23 protein-coding genes, 1 tRNA gene and 1 pseudogene are annotated in these 24,619 nt (G+C 39.0%); 7 read left to right on the forward strand and 18 right to left on the reverse strand.

Features of this window, described 5'->3' with window-relative positions; translation table 11 throughout:
• Window positions 1–492: 492 nt before the first annotated feature.
• The 10 genes and pseudogenes from NFR99_RS11115 to NFR99_RS11160 all read right to left on the reverse strand — a co-directional run bounded on the left by NFR99_RS11115 (window position 493) and on the right by NFR99_RS11160 (window position 8,088).
• Entirely contained in the window at window positions 493–966 is a 474-nt protein-coding gene (locus NFR99_RS11115; RefSeq protein ID WP_120486484.1) for a helix-turn-helix domain-containing protein, read from the reverse strand.
• A gap of 387 nt (window positions 967–1,353) precedes the next feature.
• Window positions 1,354–1,548, reverse strand: a pseudogene (locus NFR99_RS11120) (TnpV protein); the annotation flags it as partial.
• Window positions 1,496–2,335 (reverse strand): ParA family protein, encoded by an 840-nt coding sequence (locus NFR99_RS11125; protein WP_251353636.1) that lies wholly within the window; start codon window positions 2,333–2,335, stop codon window positions 1,496–1,498. The pseudogene NFR99_RS11120 and the gene NFR99_RS11125, both read right to left, overlap by 53 nt.
• Before the next feature lie 647 nt (window positions 2,336–2,982).
• Window positions 2,983–3,056, reverse strand: a tRNA-Arg gene (locus NFR99_RS11130).
• 125 nt (window positions 3,057–3,181) lie between these two features.
• Complete coding sequence (locus NFR99_RS11135) at window positions 3,182–4,051, reverse strand: DUF3881 family protein (protein WP_251353637.1); 870 nt, start codon at window positions 4,049–4,051, stop codon at window positions 3,182–3,184.
• 54 nt (window positions 4,052–4,105) lie between these two features.
• Window positions 4,106–5,392: a serine--tRNA ligase gene (gene serS / locus NFR99_RS11140; RefSeq protein WP_135976625.1), complete on the reverse strand. Its 1,287-nt coding sequence runs from the start codon at window positions 5,390–5,392 to the stop codon at window positions 4,106–4,108.
• A 116-nt stretch (window positions 5,393–5,508) separates the two neighbouring features.
• Window positions 5,509–6,021 carry a DUF4446 family protein gene (locus NFR99_RS11145; RefSeq protein ID WP_120486158.1) on the reverse strand — a complete coding sequence of 171 codons (513 nt, stop codon included), beginning with the start codon at window positions 6,019–6,021 and terminating at the stop codon, window positions 5,509–5,511.
• Between the two features lie 17 nt (window positions 6,022–6,038).
• On the reverse strand, window positions 6,039–6,959 hold the full coding sequence (locus NFR99_RS11150; RefSeq protein WP_120486157.1) for a ParB/RepB/Spo0J family partition protein: 921 nt from the start codon (window positions 6,957–6,959) through the stop codon (window positions 6,039–6,041).
• Entirely contained in the window at window positions 6,953–7,726 is a 774-nt protein-coding gene (locus tag NFR99_RS11155) for a ParA family protein (protein WP_120486156.1), read from the reverse strand. The genes NFR99_RS11150 and NFR99_RS11155 overlap by 7 nt, the downstream gene beginning before the upstream one ends.
• Before the next feature lie 98 nt (window positions 7,727–7,824).
• Window positions 7,825–8,088, reverse strand: coding sequence for a hypothetical protein (locus tag NFR99_RS11160; protein ID WP_251353638.1), 264 nt, complete (start codon window positions 8,086–8,088; stop codon window positions 7,825–7,827).
• Between the two features lie 203 nt (window positions 8,089–8,291).
• Here NFR99_RS11160 and NFR99_RS11165 point away from each other — a divergent pair, with 203 nt between their 5' ends.
• Entirely contained in the window at window positions 8,292–8,459 is a 168-nt protein-coding gene (locus tag NFR99_RS11165) for a hypothetical protein (protein WP_251353639.1), read from the forward strand.
• A gap of 64 nt (window positions 8,460–8,523) precedes the next feature.
• Here NFR99_RS11165 and rsmG read toward each other — a convergent pair whose 3' ends face one another.
• The 8 genes from rsmG to rpmH all read right to left on the reverse strand — a co-directional run bounded on the left by rsmG (window position 8,524) and on the right by rpmH (window position 15,644).
• Window positions 8,524–9,237, reverse strand: a complete 714-nt coding sequence (gene rsmG, locus NFR99_RS11170) for a 16S rRNA (guanine(527)-N(7))-methyltransferase RsmG (protein ID WP_120486203.1) — start codon at window positions 9,235–9,237, stop codon at window positions 8,524–8,526.
• Window positions 9,238–9,247: 10 nt separating this feature from the next.
• Window positions 9,248–11,131, reverse strand: a complete 1,884-nt coding sequence (gene mnmG / locus NFR99_RS11175) for a tRNA uridine-5-carboxymethylaminomethyl(34) synthesis enzyme MnmG (RefSeq protein ID WP_135976628.1) — start codon at window positions 11,129–11,131, stop codon at window positions 9,248–9,250.
• Between the two features lie 57 nt (window positions 11,132–11,188).
• Window positions 11,189–12,568, reverse strand: a complete 1,380-nt coding sequence (gene mnmE, locus NFR99_RS11180; RefSeq protein WP_251353640.1) for a tRNA uridine-5-carboxymethylaminomethyl(34) synthesis GTPase MnmE — start codon at window positions 12,566–12,568, stop codon at window positions 11,189–11,191.
• 125 nt (window positions 12,569–12,693) lie between these two features.
• A complete protein-coding gene (gene jag / locus NFR99_RS11185) occupies window positions 12,694–13,530 on the reverse strand; it encodes an RNA-binding cell elongation regulator Jag/EloR (protein ID WP_120486206.1) in 837 nt (278 codons plus the stop codon).
• 11 nt (window positions 13,531–13,541) lie between these two features.
• Window positions 13,542–14,849 carry a YidC/Oxa1 family membrane protein insertase gene (locus NFR99_RS11190; protein WP_135976630.1) on the reverse strand — a complete coding sequence of 436 codons (1,308 nt, stop codon included), beginning with the start codon at window positions 14,847–14,849 and terminating at the stop codon, window positions 13,542–13,544.
• Window positions 14,850–14,880: 31 nt separating this feature from the next.
• Window positions 14,881–15,090 (reverse strand): membrane protein insertion efficiency factor YidD, encoded by a 210-nt coding sequence (gene yidD, locus NFR99_RS11195; RefSeq protein WP_120486208.1) that lies wholly within the window; start codon window positions 15,088–15,090, stop codon window positions 14,881–14,883.
• Window positions 15,091–15,118: 28 nt separating this feature from the next.
• Window positions 15,119–15,451, reverse strand: a complete 333-nt coding sequence (gene rnpA, locus NFR99_RS11200; RefSeq protein WP_120486209.1) for a ribonuclease P protein component — start codon at window positions 15,449–15,451, stop codon at window positions 15,119–15,121.
• A 58-nt stretch (window positions 15,452–15,509) separates the two neighbouring features.
• Entirely contained in the window at window positions 15,510–15,644 is a 135-nt protein-coding gene (gene rpmH / locus NFR99_RS11205; protein WP_120486210.1) for a 50S ribosomal protein L34, read from the reverse strand.
• Between the two features lie 404 nt (window positions 15,645–16,048).
• Between rpmH and dnaA the strand changes: the two genes are divergently transcribed.
• From dnaA to gyrA, 6 genes are all read left to right on the forward strand, one after another.
• Complete coding sequence (gene dnaA, locus NFR99_RS11210) at window positions 16,049–17,413, forward strand: chromosomal replication initiator protein DnaA (protein WP_120486211.1); 1,365 nt, start codon at window positions 16,049–16,051, stop codon at window positions 17,411–17,413.
• 243 nt (window positions 17,414–17,656) lie between these two features.
• On the forward strand, window positions 17,657–18,760 hold the full coding sequence (gene dnaN / locus NFR99_RS11215) for a DNA polymerase III subunit beta (RefSeq protein ID WP_120486213.1): 1,104 nt from the start codon (window positions 17,657–17,659) through the stop codon (window positions 18,758–18,760).
• A gap of 84 nt (window positions 18,761–18,844) precedes the next feature.
• The gene (locus tag NFR99_RS11220; RefSeq protein WP_120486214.1) at window positions 18,845–19,054 is read left to right on the forward strand and encodes an RNA-binding S4 domain-containing protein; all 210 of its coding nucleotides are present in this window, start codon (window positions 18,845–18,847) and stop codon (window positions 19,052–19,054) included.
• A 9-nt stretch (window positions 19,055–19,063) separates the two neighbouring features.
• Window positions 19,064–20,152: a DNA replication/repair protein RecF gene (recF, locus tag NFR99_RS11225; RefSeq protein ID WP_135976631.1), complete on the forward strand. Its 1,089-nt coding sequence runs from the start codon at window positions 19,064–19,066 to the stop codon at window positions 20,150–20,152.
• A gap of 8 nt (window positions 20,153–20,160) precedes the next feature.
• On the forward strand, window positions 20,161–22,104 hold the full coding sequence (gene gyrB, locus NFR99_RS11230; protein WP_416388090.1) for a DNA topoisomerase (ATP-hydrolyzing) subunit B: 1,944 nt from the start codon (window positions 20,161–20,163) through the stop codon (window positions 22,102–22,104).
• A gap of 17 nt (window positions 22,105–22,121) precedes the next feature.
• Window positions 22,122–24,614 (forward strand): DNA gyrase subunit A, encoded by a 2,493-nt coding sequence (gene gyrA, locus NFR99_RS11235; RefSeq protein WP_277613460.1) that lies wholly within the window; start codon window positions 22,122–22,124, stop codon window positions 24,612–24,614.
• Window positions 24,615–24,619: the final 5 nt, after the last annotated feature.

Raw genomic sequence — 24,619 nt, forward strand, 5'->3', positions numbered from 1 at the left:
TTACCACTCATTTTAGTTCGTTACACGAAAGCACCTTACGGGTTTCAACCTGCTTAAACGACTGCTTATAATAAGGGATGGTTGACGGTTTTTATGACGGATGTGGTTAATCCAAAAATCGCTTCGCCAGACCAATTACTCCCTTATCATAAAAAAATAAGTGCAGAAGGTAAAGCACTAATGATATGCCTTATCTCTTACACTTATATGGTACTAAAAATCCCTCCAAACTTCAAAACAGGTTTGGAGAGTATCTGTTAAGTCTTTCAGGCATAGCAAAACCACCCATCATACACCGTTTTTTTATTTGGTGGACGTTTGCCTTAAAACCTTATGAAATGAAACAGAACCGATAAACTGTGATTTTTATTCCACATGTTTATCGGCTCTGCATCTATGTGTCTGGCTCTTTGACGAAATATTTACCTGCCCGATAGATAGGAATTTGGCTTTTTCTTTACAAAAAAAAGTTCAAATATATCAGTTAGTAACTTATTTCAATTTAATTTCTACTTTGTAATATTTCAAAAAATATGGTACAAACAAAAAAGCCCCTATCATCAAAATCACCCAGCCAATATATGTTCCTTGATTTCCAGGATAAAAATAATTTATAGCTAAATGAACTGGACATAGAATAATTGCAATCACTCCCCATAATATTTCCAATTTTCTTTTCATCTTGTTTGCTTGCTCTTTTTGTTTCTGTAATTCCACCAAATTTTGTTCTGCCTTTTTTTGATAATTTTCCATTATAATCCTTTCTCCTGCTAACAATTCGTTTACATTTATTCCAAGAATGTCACATAGCTCCATCATTATCGATACATCTGGACAGCTTTTTCCTGTTTCCCATTTTGAAACCGCCCTATTACTAATGTTAAGCTTTTCTGCCAGCTGTAACTGAGTAAGATTTTTTTCTTTACGACATTCAGCAATAAATTTTCCAATTTTTTCTTGATTCATTTCTTACCTCCTAGTTTTATCATACATAATAAGCATTTTTTTTGGAAGGAACTATTGGTTGATTCTCTAATTCAACCATCAGTTGACTACTAGAACATCAAATAATTAATGCAGGCTATTCTTTATCTTTTTTGCCTGTAGTTTTTTGTCAAACATTTCAATGTGATATTTGAACCGCATAATTTCATCATCTATCTGTCAGCAATTAATAACCACCTGTAACTTTTCCTTTATATGTTCAATAATCTGAATATCCATTTAACACCTCCAACACAATTATAAACACCTATACTGCCTTTCTCAAGATTCTAATGTGAAAGGTACGAATACAGACACTAAGATTCCAGAAAAAAGCGACAGAGATTTAACCCTCTGCCGCTGTATTGCCTATGTGTAAATAATTTCCTCGTTCACAACCTCCCTCGCACAAGCCCTTATATTATTCACTCTTCCTGTCCATTCTAACGCATTTTCAGCCTTTAGCTGTTCCGTTATGCCTTGTGCCTGTTTCATGTCCTCTATGAGCCTTTCAAGACGTTCCTGTGCCTGCCTGTCTACATCGGCAAGGTAGGCATTGAGCCTCGCCAATCTCCGCTACCTCCTTTCCGAATTGTTCATAAGCAGCGGCTACCTTGCCGCCTTTGTCGTAGGCAAAAATACTTTTTCCCTCTGCGGTGGCTCCTACTGCATGGATGGAATGGGGTATCTGGGTATCAAACACCTTGATTCTCTGCCCATATGCACTCTTTACCGTTGCGGTAATCTCTTTAGAAATGTTCGTGCGTGGCATTACCATCGTCATTAAGATACCGTCAATCCGCAGATGGGGATTGATTTGCCGCTTGACTTTAGACACGGAGCGAAGCAACAGCTCTAAGCCCTTTACAGAAAGATAATGGGGCTGTGTCGGGATAACCACGCTGTCAGCCGCCGCAAGTGCATTGATTGTGAGCATACCTAAACTCGGCATACAGTCAATAAGGACTGTATCATAATTCTTTTTTACCTCATTGATGCAGGTTTTCAGCACACTTTCACGGCTTATGGCGTTAATCAGCCTTACTTCTAAGCCCGACAGTTCAATGTTGGACGGGAGCAGGTCAACGCCCTCGTCATGGTGCAGGATGCTTTTGGAAACATCGACGGATTTATCATCAATAATATCCTGCATAATGGTTGAGAGTGTATTGGGTAAATCATCTGGTCGGCTGTAACCGAGCGACATGGTTAAATTTGCCTGTGCATCGGCATCAATGAGCAGGACTTTCTTACCCTGCTGTGCCAGAGTTACTCCCAGATTGACCGCCGTGGTGGTCTTGCCGACACCGCCTTTCTGATTTGTCAGAGCGATTACTTTGCAATTTGACATAGGTGCGTCCTCCTTTCGCATAAATTTAGCCACTTTGTCAAGGTGGCTATGTAAAGGATTCATGACAATAAAAAAAGCCGACTGGCTGTTTTGTTATAAACTACACCAATCGGCTATGTAAAAATATATTCAGTTTTATTATCTTCCTTACCTGTTCTTTCGTGATAAAGCTTCTCTTATTCTCTCTGTATCCCATTTCTCTGGGAATAACACCGCCATTATATGAAACGCATGTATCAGTCCTGCAATATACGCATGAGTACCGTATTCAAAATCCTGCTTATCCCTGCAATCTATAAGACGTTGACAGACTTCCCTTTGTTTCTCTGTCAAATCAAGTTTATTAAAGGCATCCTTTGCATTTCCCTCATTATTACTATCTTTTTTCTTTCATTATATAAACGAACGGCAATATATTCAAACATACGGGATTATGTAACACCAGAAAAAATCTCTTTGAACGAGTAACTTTTGCCTTTTCAATTGGCAGACTTTTTAGCACGATTTTTTCTTCGATTAGCAGGAGAGCCATTTTGATTAGCAAAAATCGCTCCTGCTAATCGCACATTGCTACGAGTTCAAATTTATTTGGAAAATGAGAAACGCCGAAAACCTTGAAAAATCAATGTTTTCGGCGATGTTTTCAGCGTCGCTAAGAGGATTTGAACCTCCGGCCTACCGCTTAGGAGGCGGTCGCTCTATCCAGCTGAGCTATAGCGACATTTGGCAAATCAATTACTTTGTCCTTTCGAACAAATATTATTTTACCACAATTCCCCTTGTTTCTGCAAGTATTTTTTTTTAAACAGCTGTAACAGTTCAGCCAAGCTGACCTGTTACATACAGTTAATCCTCAAGAAAGTTCATATGTCCCTGCAGCCAGATAGAACCTTTAAATCTTCTTCCAATCTCTGGTTCGCCAAGCAGATCCTTTGCATTAATACAAATGTCAAAACCCATATCATTACATTCCAAATTCATCTGATATATTTTTTCACCTGTATATTCATTTTTAACCTTCTGGACACTTTTGATTTCTCCTAAAATATGATACTGGTCGCATTCTACCCCAAAAGGCATAAAATATGTTTCTACAATGCTGAAAACATCCTCCTTTTGAATCCTTCTGGAAATGGTAGTATACATATCAATATCTTCTAAAGTCAAGCTCTCAATTGCCTCTTCGTCACCCTTTCGTGCTTCTGCAATCAGACGGCTTCTTTTTCTTGCTGCCTCTAAATTAGAGCGCACTTGCTCCTCATCCTTAAGAAGCGGAAGCAATATTTTCCCGCTTAAAGAAAGACCTGAAAATGTCGCACTGATATTCGGATTTAGCAGGTTTCCCAAGATATTCTTTTTCTTATAAGTTACTGCATTTCTTAAGTAGAAAATTAGTGAAATTCCTACCCGTATGTCCTCGCATACACCTGAAAAAGATTCATTTGCGCCACGTTTTTCTATCACAATATCTTCTCTCGTGGTAATTCCGCTTCCTTTCAGATAAGGATAATAATATTCCTGGTGAAACCCTTCTTTATCTAGGATTCCACAGACAGTTATCCCCATATCAGGTCCAAAATCCTTTGAATATTCCACAAAAGCACGGCCTTTATCCTCTTTTACAGCCTCTCTTTTATCATATTCATAAAAGACGTCATGAATAATATCTTTTATTTCATTTCCATCCTTAATATCCGAAAAACCAATTGCCCTCATATAACTATGCATCCTGTCACCTCCCCCGGCTAGAATGATTTTATCTTGAATTTCTTATTTTTTTGGAACCATAACTTCCATCCCGCCCATATACGGCCGAAGTACTTCTGGAATATTTACGCTTCCATCCGCATTCAAATTATTTTCCAAAAAAGCGATCAGCATTCTTGGCGGCGCTACCACTGTATTATTCAGTGTATGTGCAAAATACTTGCCACTTTCCCCATTTACGCGAATCTTTAAGCGGCGTGCCTGGGCATCTCCCAGATTTGAACAGCTTCCTACCTCAAAATACTTCTTTTGTCTTGGAGACCATGCTTCTACATCACAAGATTTTACTTTTAAATCTGCCAAATCTCCGGAACAACATTCCAAAGTACGTACAGGAACATCCAATGAACGGAACAAGTCAACTGTATTTTGCCACAATTTATCATACCATTTCATGCTCTCTTCAGGTTTACATACAACAATCATCTCCTGCTTTTCAAATTGGTGAATTCGATAAACTCCTCTTTCCTCAATTCCATGCGCTCCTTTTTCTTTTCGGAAACACGGAGAATAACTTGTCATTGTCTTTGGAAGTTCTTCTTCCTGTAAAATCGTATCAATGAATTTCCCAATCATGGAATGCTCGCTTGTACCAATCAGATACAAATCCTCACCTTCAATTTTATACATCATAGCTTCCATTTCTGCAAAACTCATTACACCTGTCACCACATCACTGCGGATCATAAATGGAGGTACGCAGTAAGTAAAACCTCTTTCAATCATAAAATCACGGGCATATGAAATAACTGCAGAGTGAAGTCTGGCAATATCTCCCATTAAATAATAGAAACCATTTCCTGCGACTCTTCTTGCACTTTCTAAATCAATTCCATCAAATCTTTCCATAATTTCCGTATGATAAGGAATTTCAAAATCAGGTATCATCGGTTCTCCGAACTTTTCAATCTCTACATTCTCACTGTCATCCTTTCCAATCGGAACAGAAGCATCAATAATATTCGGAATTACCATCATAATTTTTTTCAGTTCTTCTTCTACTTTCTTTTCTCTTTCACTTAATTCCGTTATTCTGTCCGCCTGCGCTGTTACTTTCGCTTTCACTTCTTCAGCTTCTTCTCTCTTTCCCTGGCCCATCAAAGCGCCTATCTGTTTAGAAAGCTTATTTTTTTCTGCCCGCAGAACTTCTACCTCCTGCTTAATTTTCCTATTCTCTGTGTCCAGTTCCAACACTTCATCTACCAATGGAAGCTTCTGTTCCTGAAACTTATTTCTAATATTCTGCTTTACTATTTCCGGATTCTCGCGTACAAATTTGATATCTAACATGTTCTTTCCCTCTCTCTTTTCTTTTATCATTCCCTGATTTTCCAGGGTCTTTCATTCAATTTTACTTTTTTATTATCCTTGCTGTATACATCAAAATCTTTTTAACTGCTTTATTTCTACATTTCATTATGCATATTCACTGCCTGACGAAGTGCTTCCTTTTCTTCTTCTCCAAGCACAATGTAGGACTCACCTTTCACAATTTCTTTAATATAAGTGTAGCATCCTTCTCTGCTATGAATAGCGTTCAGTACAAACCCACTGTTTTCTGCATCCAACATTGCCAATGCAAAGCTCAGTTTACCTCCCATTTCCTTAAATGCATCATACTTTACAATCGCCGTCTTATTCAAAGTAATTGCCTGGATTTCTTTGATATGTTTGATTTCCTCCATATGGTTTCTATTGGATTCTATCAGCTTGTCCAATTCATTAAAGCTATGCATAAAAGACTTTTCCAGAGAAGCGCCATCCTGTCCTCTCATAAATATCTTGTATTTCTTCAAAAATCTGGTCATCTTAAAAGAAAGCTTTACCATATAAACAATCATAATCACCATGATTATCATAAGGATAATTAAAATGATTCCAGCATCAATACCGAGTGCATCAAAAATACCGCCTTCCATATCTGCCTCCTATATGTTTATCTATCTCTCAAGGTTTCTAGTAAGTCTATAAGTCTCTCCAATTCTTCATTTGAATAATACTCAACTTCTATCTTTCCCTTATTATTGCTTTTGTGTACTACATGAACCTTTGTTCCAAGAATAGACCTGATTTTTTCTTCAATATCCTTATAAATAAAACTATCATCTTTTTTATCCTTTGATTTCTCAGGCTTTTCTGACTGGATACTTTTCACCAACTTTTCTACTTCACGGACACTGAGCTTTTCATCAAAAATTTTGACAGCCAATGAATACTGCAAATCCTTATCTTCGATTGACAGCAGCGCTCTTGCATGTCCGCTGGAAATCATGTCATCAATTACCATTTGCTGAATTTTCTCATCCAGCTTTAACAGCCTCATAGAATTTGTAATAGCTGTCCTACTCTTAGAAACCCTCTCTGCAACTTCATCTTGTTTGAGATTAAATTCTGTCAAAAGCCTTTTATATGCCTGCGCTTCTTCTATAGGATTTAAATTCTCCCTTTGGATATTTTCAATTAATGAAATCTCCACAATCTCCTGTTCCGTATAGTCTTTTACAATCACAGGAACTTCTTTTAATCCCGCTATTTTTGCAGCACGCCATCTTCGTTCTCCGGCAATAATCTCATAATAATCTTGTCTTTTTTGGACAATCAAAGGCTGGATAATTCCAAACTGTTTAATGGACTCTGACAATTCCAACAATGCATCTTCATCAAAACTTTTGCGAGGCTGCTCTCTATTCGGCTCTACATCAGAAATCTTAACCATGACTTCTTCTTTTTTTATAACTTTTTCTACACTTACTTCCTTTTTAGGTTTTGTATTTACCTTTCTGGAACTATCTTCAGGAATCAATGCATCTAGTCCTTTTCCAAGTCCCTTTCCTAATCCACCCTTTTTTGCTACCATTGTTCCTCTCCTCTATGTATCACTTCTTCCGCTAACATCCTGTAACTTTCCGCTCCCGTGGACTTGGTATCATACTTCGTGATAGGCATCCCATAACTAGGCGCTTCCGCCAACCTGACATTTCTCGGAATAATTGTCTTATAAATATTCTGATTCAAGTTTCCTTTCACATTTTCAACTACTTCCAGAGAAAGATTTGTCCGTGCATCATACATTGTAAAAACTACCCCTTCAATTTCTAAATCAGGATTTAATCTCTCTTTCACAAGTTCAATCGTATGCATAAGCTGCGACAGCCCTTCTAATGCATAATACTCACATTGGATTGGAACAAGCACAGTATCTGCCGTACACATCGCATTGATTGTCAATACATTTAAAGATGGCGGACAATCTATCAAAATAAAATCATACTTATCCTTGATTGAGGAAACTGAATCACGAAGTATAAATTCCTTTCCATCTGTCCCTATCAATTCAATCTCAACAGCGGCTAAATTAATATTAGAAGGAACTACTATCAAATCTTTGCATATACTTTCTGAAAGACAATCCTCAATTGAACATTCTCCCAAAAGTAATTCATAAATCGTATACTCCTTCTCATCCTTTTCAATTCCTAATCCGCTAGTACTATTTCCTTGAGGATCCATATCAATCAAAAGAACCTTTTTTCCCGATTCCGCAAGGGAAGCTGACAAATTAATTGCCGTAGTTGTCTTTCCGACTCCTCCCTTTTGATTTGCAATTACTATCGTTCTCCCCATTCCAATCCCCTTTCTTAGATAACCATACTCTTTCCGCTTTTATGATTATAACACTCTTCTCCCCATTAATCTACTAAAATGTTTCACGTGAAACATTTTTATAAATGTTCTCCTTTTTCTTTTGCCAAATTTTCCAATTCTTTTAATTCATCTAACATTCCTTTAAACTTCCGTCTTTCATCTCTCAAAGCATTTAAATTTTCTCTTTGCGTTGCCTTATCTTCTCTAACTTTCTTTAATTGCCCTTCCAATTCTTTTATCTTATCTCTTGGAGACATATCTCCGATTCTGGGTGAAAAAATCCCAAAGTTGATATCCGTCTCCTGAATTTCCTTTATCTTTTCACGAATAATCTGTTCCATGCTCTGAATTTTCTTCAGTTCACATCTCTGCTCCGAAATTTTCTCCTCAATATTCTTCAACTGTTTCCGTAAATATCCCTTTATCAATAGAAACACTCCCTTTTTCCGACAGTCTAATGTAACTGTACTTATCATACCCTATATTGCACAGAAATGCAAATCCTCTATAAACTAATTTCCTATTTAAAATGCCAAATTGCGGTTTGTCGATTACGCTGGACGGCCACGGAACCGATAGTATCCATGCCTACTCCGTCCGTGTGGGATATGCGGCAGGTTTCCCGGCGTACGGCGTAAACATGGGGACTATCGGTTCCGTAACTTTCCGGAGTAAGCACAGGAACTATCGCTTCCGTAACTGCCTGGTGTAAGCGGCAATCTCACAGACAAACCGCAATTTAACTTTGAAATGTTTCACGTGAAACATCCCGCCGTTTACAGTGGCTCTTTCCCCGGCACTCCCGCTTTCCTGGGATATTTACGAGGCGTTTCTTTCTTTTTCTGAATGATTACTAATGCTCTCTCAATATCGCTATCAGGCAGTACAAATTTTAAAGTTTGCTTTTCTTCTCCTCCTAAAATAGAAATGGCTTTCTGAGCATTTTTGAGTTCTCCTTCTACTGCTCCTGATTTATAGGATATAAATGTGCCCCCGACTTTTACATAAGGAATACAATATTCAGAAAGTGAGGACAGATTTGCAACGGCACGAGAAACACAGATATCAAATTTTTCTCTATATTCTTTCTGTCTTGAAAAATCTTCTGCTCTTCCATGAATAGCTATACTATTGTCTAATCCCAATTTACCCACAACTGCATTTAAAAATTTAACTCTTTTTCCTAAGGAGTCTAAAAGTACGATTTTTAAATGTGGAAATACTATTTTTAAAGGAATGCCTGGAAATCCCGCTCCTGTTCCTATATCTATTAATGTTTCACATGAAGAAAGATCTATTCCTTTTACCAATGATAAGCTGTCTACGAAATGCTTCTGCATGACCTCATCATATTCTGTAATAGCTGTCAGGTTCATCACCTGATTCCATTCTATCAGCATTTTATAATATTCTATAAACTGACTCTCTTGTTTTTCATTTAAAAAAATTCCCAGCTTTTCACATCCTGATTTTAATACCTGGCTTTCCATATTTTCTCCCTTATCTACTTTTCTTCATCTGTTCCATATAAACTAAAAGTACAGATATATCAGCCGGTGACACTCCTGATATCCGAGATGCCTGCCCTACGGATTCTGGTTTATACATTTTCAATTTTTGAACCGCCTCTATCCTTAGACTCTTGATTTCATCATAATTGATATTTTCAGGTATTTTTTTCTTTTCCAGCTTTTTGAACTGTTCTACTTGTTTTTGCTGGCGTCTAAGATAGCCCTCATACTTAATATTGATATTTACCTGCTCTTTTACTCCGTCTGAACATACAGGCCTATTTTTATCAATCGGCTCTAACATCTCATAATTCAACTCTGGCCTGCGGATAAGTTCTCCAATTGTTGTTCCTGTTTTTAGAGGGGTGCTTCCATGACTTTCCAAAAAGCTCTGTACTTCCGGATTTGCACCTATATTTTCATTTTCCACACGTTTAATTTCTTCTTCAATCTGCGACTCTTTTTTTATTAAATCCTGATATCTTTCCTCTGAAATTAAACCTGCCTCATAACCTTTTTTCGTAAGCCGTAAGTCTGCATTATCCTGACGCAGCAGCAGACGATACTCAGAACGTGAAGTCATCATACGATAAGGTTCTCTGTTTTCTTTTGTAACAAGATCATCAATTAGCACACCTATATAGGATTCTGAACGGTCCAAAATAAAAGGCTCTTTTCCAAGCACAGAACACGCTGCATTGATTCCTGCCACTAATCCCTGTGCTGCAGCCTCTTCATAGCCTGAACTTCCGTTAAACTGTCCTCCGCTAAACAACCCTTTTATTTCTTTAAATTCAAGAGAAGATTTCAATTGCCTGGAATCAATACAATCATATTCTATTGCATATGCATTTCTCACGATTTCCGCATTTTCCAATCCGGGTACTGTCCGGTACATCCGATACTGAACATCTTCAGGCAGTGAACTTGACATTCCTCCTATATACATTTCGTTTGTATGCAGTCCTTCCGGTTCTACAAATACCTGATGTCTATTTTTATCTGAAAATTTTACTACCTTATCTTCTATAGATGGACAGTACCTTGGTCCTGTCCCCTCTATCATTCCGGAAAATAAAGGCGAACGATGAATATTTTCCCTGATAATTTCATGTGTCTCTTCATTTGTATAAGTAAGCCAGCAAGATGCCTGGTCTATCTGCACAGTTTCGGGATCTGTTGCAAAAGAAAAAGGAATTACTCTTTCATCTCCAAACTGCTCTTCCATCTTTGAAAAGTCGATAGAACGTTTGTCAATTCTGGCAGGCGTACCCGTCTTAAACCTCTGTAGCCTGATTCCATGATATTTCAAAGACTCTGTAAGTCCATTTGCCGCCTGAAGTCCATTTGGCCCGGTAGCATCACTTACATCCCCGTAAATGCAGCGTGCCCTTAGATATGTTCCTGTACACAGCACACAAACTTTACAATGATAAATCGCCCCTGAATGAAGTTTTACTCCCGTAATCTTTCCTTCTTCTACGATAAGTTCCGTAACTTCTGCCTGCCTTATCTGCAGATGATCTGTATTTTCCAATACTCTTCTCATGCTGCGGCTGTATTCTGCTTTATCTGCCTGAGCTCGTAGGGAATGTACAGCCGGTCCTTTTGACTTATTCAGCATTTTTGACTGTATAAAAGTCTTATCAATATTAACTCCCATTTCACCACCCAGTGCATCTACCTCCCTCACCAGATGTCCCTTTGAACTTCCTCCAATATTAGGATTACACGGCATCAGGGCAATACTATCCACACTCACTGTAAATATAATTGTAGAAATCCCCATTCTGGCACACGCCAAGGCAGCTTCACATCCCGCATGCCCCGCTCCTACCACCACGGCATCTACCCATTCTTCCAGTACGCTCATTTTTTCCCCTTTCTAATGGTACTTACTGCATGATTCCTTTGGCAGATTTTAATTTTATCATTTGCCCATGCAAAACTTTCCAAAAATTTCATCCACCAAATCTTCTCCTACTTGTTCTCCTATAATACTACCAAGTGATTCATAAGCTGCCATCAAATCAATAGAATAAAAATCCTCCGGCATCTGCATCGCAAGACTGCTTTCTACCTGTCTCAAACTTTCACAAGCGTCTATAAGCGCCGCCTTATGCCGCATGTTTGTAATATACACTTCATCATTAAAGGACAGTTTTCCTTCAAAAAACATATTTTTCAAAGTCTCCTCCAGCAAATCTATCCCCTTGTTTTCCTTGGCGGAAATAGGAATAATTTCTTTTCCGGGAATCTTTTCTTTCAAAATTTCTTCTGAAAGCACGGTATCCAAATCTGTTTTATTCAACAGCACCACTGCTTTTTGCCCTTTAAGCATATTGATAATCTCTTCATCATTTTCATCAAGGGATACAGACGCATCCGTCACATAAATAACCAAATCTGCATCTTTTGCGGATTCCTTTGCCTTGTCCACTCCTATTCTCTCCACTGCATCTTCAGTATCTCTTATTCCGGCGGTATCTGCGATATTCAAAGTGATCCCTTTCATATTAACAGATTCCTGAAGAACATCCCTTGTAGTTCCCGCTATGTCTGTTACAATTGCGCGTTCTTCTCCTACAAGAATATTTAAGAGAGAGGACTTTCCTACGTTTGGCTTACCTACAATTACTGTCTTTATCCCTTCAGACATGACTCTTCCATCTTCAGCAGAATCTATCAGTCTCTGAATACTGTAAATCCATCCCTCGTTTTCACTTTTAAGGCTCTCAGGATATCCTTCCAAACTGATATGCTCAGGATCATCCAGCGCTGATTCTATAAAAGCTATATGGTAAAGAATCTCTTTCCGAAGCTCACACACTACCCTGTGTACAGCTCCTTTTAGCTGGCTCACAGAGCTTTTGAGGGCATATTCATTTTTTGCCTGAATGACATCAAGTACCGCTTCCGCCTGTGAAAGATCCATACGCCCATTTAAAAAAGCCCTTTTTGTAAATTCTCCCGGCTCTGCGGGACGCGCTCCATTTTTTATAACAGTTTCCAAAACTTTCCGCATAGCGACAATTCCGCCATGACAGTTAATCTCGACTGTATCTTCTGCTGTAAAGCTCCTGGGAGCACGCATCAACATTATCAAAACTTCATCAATAACTATTCCATCATCATAAATATACCCATAGTGGATCGTATGGCTTGGCTGGTCAGAGAGCTTTTTGTTTCTGCTTTTTGACTGATAAATCCTGTCGGCAACTAAAAAAGCATCTTCACCGCTGATGCGGATAATCCCAATTCCTCCGTCACTCATGGGAGTAGAAATTGCCGCTATTGTTTCACTCTTCATACTAAAAATACCTCTTCAATAAAAAAAACTGTTACAAATCACATTTATCTACAGCATACCTGCACCCTGTCAGATGCTATATCCTGCAGATAAGCAGATTTTGCAACAGCCCTTTATCTTCTTTCCTATTTCTTTAACGTCACAACAACCTTACGGTAAGGCTCTTCTCCTTCGCTATGGGTACTTACATAAGGATTATTTTGAAGTGCAGAATGGATAATCCTTCTCTCATAAGGATTCATTGGCTCTAAAAATACTGTCTTCTTTGTCCTTCTGACTTTTACAGCTATATTATAAGCCAAATTCTCTAATGTTTCTTTCCTTCTTCTCCGATAATCTTCCGTATCCAGCTTCACTCTCACATATGCATGGTTTCCTTTATTCGCTACCAAACTTGTAAGATACTGCATAGAATCAAGGGTACGTCCTCTTTTTCCAATCAGAATTCCCATTTCATTTCCTGAAAGTTCAATATTTAAGGTATCGTCACCCTCAAACTCCGCACGGATATCCACTTCTATTCCCATCGCCTGAAAAGTATCGTTTAAGAAAACATTTACTCTTGCAATTACTTCTTCTTTATTTGCAGGAGCCTTTTTTACTACTTCTTTTACCTCTTCCTTTACCGGCTGCTGTTTTACAGGCTGCTCAGATGAAACTTCATTTTCTTTAAAGTTCTGCTTTGCCGGCTTTAAAGGTTTCGCCGGTTTCTGCTGTTTCTTTGCTTTTGTCTCCCCAACCTTCACTGATTCATTTTTAATTTCTTGAAATTCCAATTCAACGCCGGATTCTTCCTTTTTCCTGGCTTCTATCACTGCCGGCTTGCTGCCGATACCAAAGAAACCTGAACTGCCCTTTTCTATAACATGATACTCTATATGATCACTGCTGGTCTCTAACTGAATCGTTGCTTCTGTAATTGCTTCTTCAACTGTTTTTGCCGTAACCTTGATAAAATCCATTGTAAAACCTCCTATTTCTTCTTACTCTTCTCATTAAACTGCTCAACCATACGCGCTTTCGCAGCAATGCTCCCCGGCTTTGCCTCAGATTGAGCTTTATAATATTCTGTAGAATTCTCAATCTGCTTTTTCTTCTCTTCCTCAGTCATAGGCTTCTTTTTATTTACATTGGAAGCAGTTATACTTTTTGTTCCGGTACTTGTATTTATCTTTTTATTTCCTAATTCCTTTTTCGGAGGAAGTCCCATTTTTTCACGCTGCTTATTTTCCTTTGCCAGAGCTTTCTCCATATTTTGTTTAACCAGCACATCAATGTCCATACTTTCAATATGTTTATTTACAACTACCTGCTGTACGCTTCTTACCACTGCGCCCGCAATCCAGTAAATACCCATACCTGCCGGCAGTGTAAAACAGAAGAAAACAGACATTAAAGGCATCATATTATTCACCATCTTCATGGAAGACGCCATAGTTCCTTCATCACTTCCTGAAGAGTTCTTTGTTGATACAGTAGAAAGTTTAATATTCAGCCACTGGGTAATACCTGCTAAAGCCGGAATCGCTAATGCCCCAATTAAAAGCAGCACAGAAAAGTTTTCCTCCGCAAATACATTTCTGAGCATATTAAACGGTGAATCTGCGATATTAATCCCTAAAAAATAATTCATCTGGTCAACACTGTTTTGTGTACTTGTTACCATATTTGAAATACTTGAAAATTTACCGTCTGATGCCATAGCGCTCCAGTCTGCCGGCTTAAATTTATACAAACAGTCAATAATCGTATTGGTAGTATATCCGAGTTTTTCAAAATCTACATTATTTGAAGCCGCAAAGTTCGATAAATACTGCTGACTTCCCGAAATTGACATAATTTTCTCTGCCAAAGGCATAAATGCTTCTTTTACCCCATTTACATAAGCCGGAATATTCCAGATTACACGGTACAAAGCAAACAAAATCGGCATCTGTATCAAAAGCTGCAGACAGCTTCCCATAGGTGAGACTCCATACTTTGCATAAACTTCTTTCGTCTCTTCATTCATCTTCACCATAGAAGCCTGATCCTGCTTATTTTTATACTTTTTCTGAATCGCCTGAAGTTCCGGATTCATTTTCGCGGACAACTTTGAAAATTTCTGCTGCTTAATGGTCAGGGGCATCATCAGTAAATAGATAACAATCGTAAATAAAATAATACAAAGACCTATATTAGGCAGGGACAGCATATTACAGAAACTAAAAATAGCATCCATAATATATCCCAAAATAGTTGCAACTGGCCCCAGCCAGCCTCCGCTTTTTGTTAATAACATATGTTTCCTCCTATTATTGGACGTCTTTTACTTATGGAACCGGGTCATAACCCCCTTTTGAAAAAGGATTACACCTTAAAATCCTCCAGCATGCCAGAATTCCGCCCTTAAATGCGCCATATTTTTCGATTGCTTCCATTCCATACTGGGAACAGGTAGGAAAATAAGGGCATTTCGTCCCTTTCATCGGCGAGATATATTTTCTATAAAATTTAATCATCCCGATTAACATTCTTTTCATCTCTTCTTTTTTCCTCAATCTAAATACTTCATACTATTTTGTGAATCTTCCGCATATGCAGCAATGCACTTTCAATTTCCCGGAAACTGCATCCTTTCGCCTGCGGCCTGGCAATTACTACAATATCATATCCCCGCCCAAACTTGTCCTCATTCAGACGGTAACTTTCTCTAATCAGCCTGGTGAGGCGGTGCCTTACTACACTGTTCCCCACCTTTTTGCTGACAGAAATTCCTATCCTGTTCTTCTCCGTATTGTTTTTCCACAGGTACATCACCAAATATTTATTCGCCTGTGATTTTCCCTTCCGATATACATTTTGAAAATCTCTGTTCTTTTTCAAAGATTCTGAAAATATCATGCTTTCCTCTTTCCTTTTAAAGAGAAGAAATGACAAGAAAAGGCCACAAAACTGCGGCCTATGCTGATAATCTTTTTCTTCCTTTTGCCCTTCTTGCTGCGAGAACTTTTCTTCCGCCTTTCGTGCTCATCCTGGCCCTGAATCCATGAACTTTTGATCTGGATCTTTTTTTCGGTTGGAACGTCATTTTCATTTTACCGGCACCTCCTTTTATTTAACCAAAAATATCTGCGCTGCCGCATATTTATTGGCACATTATTTTCCATGTTAAAAAACATCATTTCAATTATATGCATAAACCTCTTGTAAGTCAAGCAAATCCTTGATTTTTTTACCGTGGATAATGTTCATTAAAGTTATCCACAAATTGGGGATAACTTGTGGATAACTTTTTTATAACTTGTTTAAAACTTCATGGTTACTTCCCTAACCCCTTTATTTATGCGTGTTTATATTGTTGATATCCTTTCTCAACATATTCACATTATCCCTGTTTCTCTGTGAATAAATATGTTCATATAAAACTTTTCATTGCTTATTTGGGCATTTTCAGGTATTATTATGGTAGAGAAATTGGGTTCAAAAGGAGATTTTGAAATGAACATATTAGAAGATAAGTGGGAAGAGGTCCTGACAACAGTCAAAATAGAACATGAACTGTCTCAGATTTCTTTTGATACCTGGCTAAAACCCCTTACCATATTAAAGTACGATAAGGAAGGGAATAAAACTTATATTTTAGTTCCCCAGGGAGATATGGGACTGAACTATATCAGTAAGAAATACACTCTTCCCATAAAAGTTGCAATTGCGGAAATCGCAGGGATTGAGTGCGATATTGAATTTATATTACCGGAACAGGCCAAAAATATTGTAGTAGAGGATGCACCGAAATCCCCTTCTGCTTTATCAAATGATATCATTGAAAAATCAAACCTGAACCCTAAATATACGTTTGACACTTTTGTAGTAGGAGGAAACAATAAATTTGCCCACGCTGCATCCCTGGCCGTGGCTGAATCCCCTGGAGAAATTTATAATCCCCTCTTTATTTATGGAGGCGTTGGATTAGGGAAAACTCACCTGATGCATTCCATTGCTCATTTTATATTAGAAGAAAACCCTTCTACAAAGGTACTTTATGTAACCAGCGAATCCTTTACCAATGAACTGATTGAGGCTATCCGAAACGGAAATAACGCTGTTATGAAAAAGTTTCGTGAAAAATACAGAAATATTGACGTTCTCCTAATAGATGATATTCAGTTCATCATCGGAAAAGAATCTACGCAGGAAGAATTTTTCCATACCTTCAACGATTTGCATGGCGCAAAAAAGCAGATTATTATTTCATCCGATAAACCCCCAAAGGAAATCCAGACTCTGGAAGCTCGTCTGCGTTCCCGATTTGAATGGGGTCTGATTGCCGATATTTCTTCCCCGGACTATGAAACCAGAATGGCAATTCTTCGGAAAAAGGAGGAAATGGACGGATACAACATTGATGATAAAGTAATACAATATATTGCAACCAATATCAAATCAAATATCCGTGAGCTGGAAGGCGCATTGAATAAACTTATGGCTTTCAGTAACCTGGAAAACAGAGAAATCAATGTAGCTTTGGCAGAAGAAGCGTTAAAAGATATTATTTCACCGGATGAGAAACGTGAAGTAACTCCAGACCTTATCATTACCACAGTAGCAGAACATTTCCATGTATCAGAAACAGACCTGAAAGGACCAAAGAGAAGCTCCGATATCGTACTCCCAAGACAGATTGCCATGTACCTGTGCAGGGAAATGACAGATATTCCTTTAGAAGCAGTGGCTGCACTGATGGGAAAAAAGGATCATTCTACGGTTATCAATGGATGCAAAAAAATTACTGAAAAAATGCAGTCCTCTGAAAGTGTCAGCAACGCCATAGAAATTATAAAGAAAAAAATAAACCCAGGCTAATATCCACAAGAGGATGTTTATAACACGGGGACAGTGTGTGTATAATATGGAGATGATTTTTGGAGTGTTTATAACTTCAAAGTTTTCATCCGCTTTTCTTTCTGTTTTTCACATACTTTCCCGGATGGAAATCCCTTATTTTACGGACAATCCGGAGGTTTTCCACAAATCAACAGCCCCTACGGCTATTATTACGGATTTTCTTTTCATTTTTTATTCAGCAAAGCAGAAGGAGTTGTCAACATGAAAATCATATGTTCAAAAAGTAATTTACAAAAAAGCGTAAATATTGTTATGAAAGCAGTCCCCTCAAAGACAACCATGCCGATTCTCGAATGCATCCTGATTGACGCGTCTGCAAATGAAATCAAGTTCACTTCCAACGACATGGAACTTGGAATTGAGACAAAAGTTGAAGGTGATATCTTAGAGAAAGGTATTATTGCCCTGGATGCTAAGATTTTTTCTGAAATTGTACGTAAGCTTCCTGATAATGAAGTTACCATCACAACAGACGATAAACTTCAGGCAGTCATTACCTGTGAAAAAGCAAAGTTCAATATTTCAGGGAAATCAGGGGATGATTTTTCTTATCTTCCCTTTGTAGAAAAAAACGATTCTATTACAATCTCACAGTTTACTTTAAAAGAAATCATTCGGCAGACAATTTTTTCCATTGCACCAAATGATACAAACCGGATGATGACAGGAGAACTCTTTGAGATTAACAATAATATATTAAAAGTAGTTTCGTTGGACGGACATCGTATTTCTATACGCAAAATAGAATTAAAAAACAGTTATCTTGACAAAAAAGTTGTCGTTCCGGGAAAAACCCTGATAGAAGTAAGTAAAATATTATCCGGTGAAACGCAGGATGAAGTGAGTCTTTTCTTTACAGACAATCATATTGTATTTGAATTTGATAATACTGTAGTAGTTTCCCGTTTGATAGAAGGGGAATATTTCCGCATTGACCAGATGCTTTCCAGCGATTACGAAACAAAAATTCAAATAAATAAGAAAGAACTGTTAAATTGTATAGACAGAGCTATTTTATTAGTGAATGAAAGTGATAAAAAACCTATTATTATGAATATTGACGATCAGGGAATGGAACTTAAGATTCATTCAACGATAGGCTCCATGAATGAAGAAATTGATATTTCCAAAGAAGGCAGGGATATTATGATTGGATTCAATCCTAAATTCCTGATGGATGCCCTTCGGGTTATTGATGATGAAATAATTACTATTTATCTGGTAAATTCAAAAGCGCCATGCTTTATCCGCGATGATGCACAGACGTATATTTATCTGATTCTGCCAGTGAATTTTATGGCGTGAGAATACATAGATTCTCGCTATTTAAAAAGATGGATTTCCAAATTTATCAAAATAATGCAGCAGGTGCGTTAGAAAGGGGAAAAAATGGAAAAACTCAAATTGAGGGATGAATATATCAAACTGGGTCAGGCATTGAAAGCTGCCGGCTGGGTGGATTCAGGTGTGGAAGCCAAAATTGTTATACAAAATGGTCATGTGAATGTAAATGGTGCGATAGAACAGCAGAGAGGGAAAAAGCTTTACGCTGGAGATGTGGTTGCTTTTGGAAATAAGATACTTACGATTGAGAAATAAGGTTCCAAAATGATTATTGAATCGATTCAGCTTGAAAATTTCAGGAATTATAATTCCCTGAAACTGAAGTTTGACAGCGGCACAAATATTTTTTATGGAAATAATGCACAGGGGAAAACAAATATCCTGGAGGCAGTATATTTGTGCGGCACTACAAAATCCCACAGAGGAAGCAGGGATAAAGATATTATACAGTTTCACCGGGATGAATCTCACATAAGAATGCATTTGAGCAAAAATGAAAGCTCTTATATGATAGATATGCATTTGAAAAAAAATAAAGCCAAAGGAATTGCTATAAATGGAGTTCCAATCCGAAAGGCAGGCGAACTTCTGGGTATTGGGAACTTTGTATTTTTTTCGCCGGAGGATTTAAACATTATAAAAAACGGGCCGGGAGAACGCAGGAGATTTATTGATCTTGAATTATGCCAGCTCAATAAGATTTATCTTTATAATCTCTCAAACTATAATAAAGCCGTCAACCAGCGGAACAAACTGTTGAAAGATTTATATTACCACCCGGAATATGAAGAAATGCTTGAACTTTGGGATGAACAGATGGTTTCCTATGGGCAGAAAATTATCCGTGACAGGGAGAATTTTGTAAAAGTATTAGACGGTATAGCAAAAAGAGTCCATGCAAAACTTTCCGGAAATAAAGAAGAACTTTCTATCCGTTATGAAAAAAGTGTAGAGCCGGAGCAGTTTTTAGAGATTCTGAAAAAAAACCGTGAAAGGGATAAAAAGTTTAAAATGACTTTTTCTGGTCCACATAGGGATGATTTGAGTTTTATGGCAGGGAATATTGACATACGGAAGTTTGGTTCTCAGGGGCAGCAGAGGACGGTAGCCTTATCGCTGAAACTGGCAGAAATAGATTTTGTAAGGCGGGAAATTAAAGATACTCCCGTTTTGCTTTTGGATGATGTGTTATCTGAGTTAGATAGCAGAAGGCAAAGTTATCTTTTGGACAGCATCTATGATATACAGACTTTGATTACCTGTACAGGACTGGATGATTTCATTGCGAACAGGTTTGAAATCAATAAGGTTTTTTATGTGGAGGAAGGCAAAGCTGAGGAACATTTGAAATAGCAGAGAATATGTCAGAAAGGGAAAATATGGATAAAGAGCAGATTCAAGAATATGGCGCGGACCAGATACAGATTCTGGAAGGGCTGGAAGCCGTAAGGAAAAGACCGGGTATGTATATTGGGAGTACCTCTATCAGAGGGCTTCACCATCTGGTGTACGAGATTGTAGATAATTCCGTGGATGAGGCGCTTGCAGGGTACTGTAATACGATAAAAGTTATAATTAATTCTGATAATTCTATTACTGTGATTGATAATGGGCGCGGGATTCCGGTGGGTATCAACCATAAATCAGGGCTTCCGGCAGTGGAGGTTGTATTTACAATTCTCCATGCGGGAGGAAAGTTCGGCGGAGGCGGATATAAGGTATCCGGCGGTTTGCATGGAGTAGGCGCCTCTGTAGTAAATGCTCTTTCTGAATGGCTGGAAGTAACGATTTACAGTGAAGGAAAGATTTACAGGCAGAGATATGAGAGAGGAAATGTCTCCTATAAACTGAAAGTTATAGGAGAATGCCCTTTGGAAAAAACAGGAACAACTGTTAGTTTCCTGCCCGATAAGGAGATTTTTGAAGAGACTGTATTTGATTTTAATACTTTAAAACACCGTCTGAGGGAAATGGCTTTCCTGACGAAAAATATTAAAATAGTCCTTAGGGATGACAGAAATAAAGAACCGGTAGAAAAGACGTTTCATTATGAGGGAGGAATTAAAGAGTTTGTTACTTACCTGAATAAAGGGAAAACTCCCATTTATCCTGATGTTGTCTACGCTGAAGGCATGAAAGATAACGTGTATGTAGAAGTAGCAATGCAGCACAATGATGGATATAATGAAGGATGCTATAGTTTCGTAAATAATATCACAACGCCGGAAGGCGGAACGCATTTGACAGGATTTAAAAATGCACTTACGAAAACTTTTAATACTTATGCAAAACTAAATAAACTGATAAAAGAAACAGAAAGTCTTTCCGGAGAGGATATCCGTGAAGGCCTGACTGCAATTGTCAGCGTAAAACTTGAAGAGCCTCAGTTTGAAGGGCAGACAAAGCAGAAGCTGGGCAACAGTGAAGCAAGAGGCGCAGTGGATAACATTGTATCTGAACAGCTTATGATTTATCTGGAGCAGCATCCCCAGGTGGCAAAAGTAATACTGGAGAAATCTATTATGGCACAGAGAGCGAGGGATGCAGCGAGAAAGGCGCGGGATCTGACGAGAAGAAAATCCGCTCTCGACGGTATGGCGCTTCCCGGAAAGCTGGCAGACTGCTCAGATAAAGACCCGAAAAACTGCGAAATCTATATCGTAGAGGGCGATTCCGCAGGCGGTTCTGCAAAGACAGCCAGGAGCCGCGCTACCCAGGCGATTCTTCCTCTCAGGGGAAAAATATTGAATGTAGAAAAAGCAAGGCTGGATAAAATCTATGCAAATGCAGAGATAAAGGCGATGATTACTGCGTTTGGTACAGGAATCCATGAAGATTTTGATATATCAAAATTGCGTTATGATAAGATTATTATCATGACGGATGCGGACGTGGACGGCGCACATATCAGTACGCTGCTCCTTACATTCCTGTATCGGTTTATGCCGGATTTGATTAAAGAGGGGCATGTTTATCTGGCACAGCCGCCGTTATTTAAACTGGAAAAAAATAAAAAAGTATGGTATGCCTATGATGACGATGAGCTAAGCGCTATCCTGGATGAAGTAGGACGTGACCAGAGTAATAAAATACAGCGTTATAAAGGACTTGGAGAAATGGATGCAGATCAGCTATGGGAAACGACAATGGATCCGGAGAGAAGAGTTCTCCTCAAGGTGACGATGGATGAAGAAGCTTCCTCTGAACTGGATTTGACTTTTACTACGCTGATGGGTGACCAGGTGGAGCCAAGAAGAGAATTTATAGAGGAAAATGCAAAGTATGTCCAGAATCTGGATATTTAGGTTAGGAGGAGAAGCCGTTGGAAGACAATATTTTTGATAAAGTACATGAGGTGGATCTGAAAGAAACTATGGAGAAGTCTTATATTGATTATGCCATGAGCGTAATCGCTACCAGGGCGCTTCCTGATGTGAGAGACGGACTGAAACCTGTGCAGAGACGTGTGCTGTATTCTATGATAGAGTTGAACAATGGGCCTGATAAGCCCCATAGGAAATGTGCACGTATCGTCGGTGATACCATGGGTAAGTATCATCCGCATGGGGACAGCTCTATCTATGGCGCATTGGTAAATATGGCGCAGGAGTGGTCTACCAGATATCCTCTGGTAGACGGTCACGGGAATTTCGGTTCCGTGGACGGGGACGGCGCTGCAGCGATGCGTTATACAGAGGCGCGCCTGAGTAAGATTTCCATGGAAATGCTGGCAGATATTAATAAGAATACCGTAGATTTCACCCCAAACTTTGATGAGACAGAAAAAGAGCCGACGGTACTGCCTTCCAGATATCCGAACCTTCTGGTAAATGGAACTACGGGAATCGCAGTGGGGATGGCTACTAATATTCCGCCCCATAATCTGCGGGAAATAGTAAGCGCGGTAGTTAAAATGATTGACAACCGTATTGAAGAAGATAGAGAAACGACGCTGGAGGAAATACTGCCTATTGTAAAAGGACCTGATTTTCCAACTGGGGCTACTATTCTCGGAACCAGGGGCATCGAGCAGGCATACCGCACAGGACGGGGGAAAATCCGGGTGCGTGCGGTAACAGAAATAGAAACAATGGAAAACGGAAAGAGCCGTATCCTGGTTTCAGAACTTCCTTACATGGTAAATAAGGCAAGGCTTATAGAGAAAATGGCAGAACTGGTCAGAGATAAACGGATTGATGGCATTACAGCGATTACGGATGAGTCCAGCCGTGAAGGAATGCGTATCAATATTGAGCTGCGCCGTGATGTAAATGCGAATGTGATATTGAATCAGCTTTTTAAACATACGCAGCTGCAGGATACGTTTGGTGTGATTATGCTGGCTCTGGTAAATAATGAGCCGCGTGTCATGGGACTTATCGAAATGCTGCATCATTATATCGTGCATCAGGAAGAGGTCGTTACCCGGAGGACCCAGTATGAGCTGAACAAAGCGGAAGAAAGGGCACATATCTTACAGGGATTGCTAATTGCTCTTGATAATATTGATGAGGTTATCCGCATTATCCGTGCGTCAAAGACTACGCAGATTGCCAAGGAAGGCTTGATGGAAAGATTTGGGCTGAGTGAAGTGCAGTCCCAGGCGATTGTAGATATGCGCCTCAGGGCCCTTACAGGTTTGGAGCGTGAGAAACTTGAAAATGAATTTAAAGAACTGATGGAGAAAATCAAGGAGTTGAAAGCTATCCTGGCAGATAAGAAGCTGCTTTTAGGCGTCATAAAAGAGGAAATCACCTTGATTGCTGAAAAGTACGGAGATGAAAGAAGGACTTCTATAGGATTTGACGCTTTTGATATTTCGATGGAAGACTTAATCCCGAAAGAAAATGTGATTATTGCCATGACAAGGCTGGGGTATATCAAGCGTATGACGATTGACAACTTCAAGAGCCAGAGCCGCGGCGGCCGCGGCATCAAAGGGATGCAGACGGTAGATAATGACTATATTGAAGAACTGCTGATGACAAATACCCATCATTACATGATGTTCTTTACAAATACAGGTAAGGTATACCGGCTGAAAGCGTATGAAATCCCCGAGGCGGGCCGGACTGCCAGGGGAACGGCGGTGATTAACCTTCTCCAGCTTATGCCGGAGGAAAAAGTGACGGCTATTATTCCAATTGAGGAATACAGTGAGGGAAAATATCTCTTCATGGCAACAAAACGGGGAATCGTAAAGAAAACGCCGATTACGGATTATGCAAATGTAAGGAAGACGGGATTGGGGGCGATTAATCTTCGCAGCGATGATGAGCTGATCGAAGTAAAGACGACGGATAATCAGAAAGATATATTCCTGGTAACGAAGTATGGACAATGCATCCGGTTCCGCGAGACAGACGTGAGAAGTACAGGTCGTGTGTCTATGGGAGTTATCGGTATGAACCTGACGGACGGAGATGAAGTGATAGGTATGCAGCTTGACGTTCAGGGAGAATATCTTCTGATTGCGTCGGAAAAAGGCATGGGAAAATTAACCCGGATTGAGGAATTCAGTCCTCAGAACCGGGGAGGAAAAGGCGTAAAATGCTACAAAATCATGGAAAAGACAGGAAATGTCATAGGCGTAAAAGCGGTCAACCTGGACAATCAAATCATGATTATTAATACCGGGGGAATTTTGATCCGGATGATGTGTAAAGATATTTCTATCCAGGGGCGTGTGACTTCAGGAGTAAGGCTGATGAACTTAAGCGAAGGCGAATTTGTAGCAAGTATTGCGAAGGTAAGGGAATCTTCAGGGCAGATAGAAGAAGAACTTCCTGAAAACAAAGAAGAAGAAATGGTATAAAGATT

Source organism: Hominisplanchenecus murintestinalis, from assembly GCF_943193015.1.
GTDB classification, from domain to species: domain Bacteria; phylum Bacillota; class Clostridia; order Lachnospirales; family Lachnospiraceae; genus Hominisplanchenecus_A; species Hominisplanchenecus_A murintestinalis.

What these genes read in the sequence shown, in the direction of transcription:
- dnaN (WP_120486213.1), top strand. Translation starts at nt 17,657, where the DNA reads ATGAAAATCATATGTTCAAAAAGTAATTTACAAAAAAGCGTAAATATT.
- serS (WP_135976625.1), bottom strand. Translation starts at nt 5,392, where the DNA reads ATGTTAGATATCAAATTTGTACGCGAGAATCCGGAAATAGTAAAGCAG.
- NFR99_RS11220 (WP_120486214.1), top strand. Translation starts at nt 18,845, where the DNA reads ATGGAAAAACTCAAATTGAGGGATGAATATATCAAACTGGGTCAGGCA.
- jag (WP_120486206.1), bottom strand. Translation starts at nt 13,530, where the DNA reads ATGGATTTTATCAAGGTTACGGCAAAAACAGTTGAAGAAGCAATTACA.
- NFR99_RS11135 (WP_251353637.1), bottom strand. Translation starts at nt 4,051, where the DNA reads ATGAGGGCAATTGGTTTTTCGGATATTAAGGATGGAAATGAAATAAAA.
- NFR99_RS11160 (WP_251353638.1), bottom strand. Translation starts at nt 8,088, where the DNA reads ATGGAACAGATTATTCGTGAAAAGATAAAGGAAATTCAGGAGACGGAT.
- rnpA (WP_120486209.1), bottom strand. Translation starts at nt 15,451, where the DNA reads ATGATATTTTCAGAATCTTTGAAAAAGAACAGAGATTTTCAAAATGTA.
- NFR99_RS11145 (WP_120486158.1), bottom strand. Translation starts at nt 6,021, where the DNA reads ATGGAAGGCGGTATTTTTGATGCACTCGGTATTGATGCTGGAATCATT.
- NFR99_RS11115 (WP_120486484.1), bottom strand. Translation starts at nt 966, where the DNA reads ATGAATCAAGAAAAAATTGGAAAATTTATTGCTGAATGTCGTAAAGAA.
- dnaA (WP_120486211.1), top strand. Translation starts at nt 16,049, where the DNA reads ATGAACATATTAGAAGATAAGTGGGAAGAGGTCCTGACAACAGTCAAA.
- NFR99_RS11125 (WP_251353636.1), bottom strand. Translation starts at nt 2,335, where the DNA reads ATGTCAAATTGCAAAGTAATCGCTCTGACAAATCAGAAAGGCGGTGTC.
- rpmH (WP_120486210.1), bottom strand. Translation starts at nt 15,644, where the DNA reads ATGAAAATGACGTTCCAACCGAAAAAAAGATCCAGATCAAAAGTTCAT.
- NFR99_RS11155 (WP_120486156.1), bottom strand. Translation starts at nt 7,726, where the DNA reads ATGGGGAGAACGATAGTAATTGCAAATCAAAAGGGAGGAGTCGGAAAG.
- rsmG (WP_120486203.1), bottom strand. Translation starts at nt 9,237, where the DNA reads ATGGAAAGCCAGGTATTAAAATCAGGATGTGAAAAGCTGGGAATTTTT.
- gyrB (WP_416388090.1), top strand. Translation starts at nt 20,161, where the DNA reads ATGTCAGAAAGGGAAAATATGGATAAAGAGCAGATTCAAGAATATGGC.
- mnmE (WP_251353640.1), bottom strand. Translation starts at nt 12,568, where the DNA reads ATGAAGAGTGAAACAATAGCGGCAATTTCTACTCCCATGAGTGACGGA.
- recF (WP_135976631.1), top strand. Translation starts at nt 19,064, where the DNA reads ATGATTATTGAATCGATTCAGCTTGAAAATTTCAGGAATTATAATTCC.
- mnmG (WP_135976628.1), bottom strand. Translation starts at nt 11,131, where the DNA reads ATGAGCGTACTGGAAGAATGGGTAGATGCCGTGGTGGTAGGAGCGGGG.
- NFR99_RS11190 (WP_135976630.1), bottom strand. Translation starts at nt 14,849, where the DNA reads ATGTTATTAACAAAAAGCGGAGGCTGGCTGGGGCCAGTTGCAACTATT.
- NFR99_RS11150 (WP_120486157.1), bottom strand. Translation starts at nt 6,959, where the DNA reads ATGGTAGCAAAAAAGGGTGGATTAGGAAAGGGACTTGGAAAAGGACTA.
- yidD (WP_120486208.1), bottom strand. Translation starts at nt 15,090, where the DNA reads ATGAAAAGAATGTTAATCGGGATGATTAAATTTTATAGAAAATATATC.